The organism is Mesorhizobium sp. M1163 (assembly GCF_040318415.1).
In the GTDB taxonomy this organism is placed as follows: domain Bacteria; phylum Pseudomonadota; class Alphaproteobacteria; order Rhizobiales; family Rhizobiaceae; genus Mesorhizobium.
In genome coordinates this window covers 1-1,830 of the sequence record NZ_JAMYMF010000098.1, presented here as the reverse complement: position 1 = coordinate 1,830, position 1,830 = coordinate 1, and the positions used below count along the sequence as shown (strand labels likewise).

Sequence of the window (1,830 nt, the reverse complement as noted above, 5' to 3'; positions counted from 1 at the left end):
TGGACGACGCCGAGCCCGACGTGCTTGCCTACATGACTTTCCCCAAGGAGCACCGCGCCAAGCTGCACTCGACCAACCCGATCGAACGCCTCAACGGCGAGATCAAGCGGCGCACGAGGTCATCGGCATCTTCCCAAATGATGACGCCAACGTCCGCCTGGTCGGCGCGATCTTGCTCGAACAGAACGACGTGTATGGACCGCCCCTGACTTGCAAGGGAATTCGAACGGAGATGACGGATCCGGTGCTTGCGGTCGTGAATCCGGCCTGGATATGCAGCCGCACGGCTGCTGGCCCTGATGGTTTTCGCGGATCGGCGGCCAGACAAATGGACGAGCTCTGTTCGCTCGCATCGTTCAAGAGACCTTTGCCGAACCCGGTCCGACCGGTTCGCCATCACATTCGTTTACCCTCGCAAGCTAGCGCCGTCCGCCGGCGCCAACTCGGTTATGCCATTGCCGCGCTGGCAGGGCGGCGATAGGTCTCGGCACGGGTGAGCATAGCCCACAATGCACGGCCAGTTTTGTGCGCGACGGCAGTCGCGGCTATGTTCGCAGGCCTGCGACCTACCAGAGCGGCGAGCCAGGGCCGAGGCTTGACGTTCTTGCGGAACATCGTGCCGACGACCGCCCTGGCGCCATGAATCAGTAGCGTGCGCAGATACCGGTCGCCGCCCTTGCTGATCCGGCCGATCCGCTCCTTTCCGCCGCTTGGCTGGATCCGGGGTGTGAGGCCGAGCCAGGCTGCAAAGTGCCGCGCCGACTGGAACTGACGGCCATCACCCACCGTTGCCATGATCGCAGTGGCGGTCATGGGACCCACCCCCGGTGCGGAAGCCAAGCGCTGGCTTTCTTCACTGCTCTGGTGCCAGTCCAGTATCCTCCTCTCGACGGCTTCGATCTGGTCGTGAATGGCATCGATATGGTCGAGAAGCCTACGGATCGCCTCCCGAGCCTCCTCTGGAAGCAAGTATGTTTCCATTTCTTCCATGCGCCGACGCAGTTCGAGGACCCTGCTACTCCCCTTCGCGGCCACTAGGCCGAATTCGCTGAGTAGCCCACGAACAGCATTGATCGAAGCCGTTCTCTGGCGAACCAGCAATGCTCGGGCGCGGTGTAATGCCAGTACACTCTGCTGCTCGCGCGTCTTGATCGGCACGAACCGCATGTTCGGCCGCGCCACCGCTTCGCAGATCGCCTCGGCGTCTGCCGCATCGGATTTGTTCCGCTTGACGTAAGGCTTCACATACTGCGGAGGGATCAGGCGCACCTCATGGCCGAACCTAACCAATTCACGAGCCCAGTGATGCGCGCTCGAGCAAGCTTCGATCCCGATGAGACAAGGCGAAAGCCGGGCGAAGAATACCAGCAACTGGCTGCGCCCGAGGCGTCGCCGGAGAGCCGCACGGCCGGATGCGTCCACACCGTGGACCTGAAAGACGGATTTGGCGATATCGATTCCGATGGTGACAACAGGCATGGCAGGCTTCCCTTGAGCTATTGAGGAAAAACACGCTCCACTATCCGCGGTTCGGAAGGGGCGGTCCATGCCATCAAATGGGCCGTGCAGCGCGCCACATACATGACGCTTGTGTGGATGCCAGCCGTTTTGCAAGGAAGATTTTGAACCTTTGAACGCGTGATCGAGTGCGGTCTTGTGTCAGGCCTTGATTTGCGGCCATTCACGTGCCGCGGGCCGGTATGGTGATGCGCGGATCAGGTCCAAATCTAGAAAGCGAGCGCGAGGCGCGCGAGCCAGGAGCCCTCGGGCGCGCCCTTCCGCGATGCCCATCGGACCACAGCCATGGCTCCAATGATGAGCAGGCGTCGA

1 protein-coding gene and 1 pseudogene are annotated in these 1,830 nt (G+C 61.9%); one reads left to right on the top strand and one right to left on the bottom strand.

Going from position 1 to position 1,830, the window contains the following annotated elements:
* Nucleotides 1-190, top strand: a pseudogene (locus NKH43_RS35170) (transposase); the annotation flags it as partial.
* Between the two features lie 257 nt (nt 191-447).
* Here the strand turns inward: NKH43_RS35170 and NKH43_RS35165 are convergent.
* Complete coding sequence (locus NKH43_RS35165) at nt 448-1,479, bottom strand: IS110 family RNA-guided transposase (protein ID WP_352862053.1); 1,032 nt, start codon at nt 1,477-1,479, stop codon at nt 448-450.
* Between the last annotated feature and the right edge of the window lie 351 nt (nt 1,480-1,830).

Excerpts from the sequence above, each read along its gene's own strand:
- NKH43_RS35165 (WP_352862053.1), bottom strand. The coding sequence starts at position 1,479 with ATGCCTGTTGTCACCATCGGAATCGATATCGCCAAATCCGTCTTTCAG.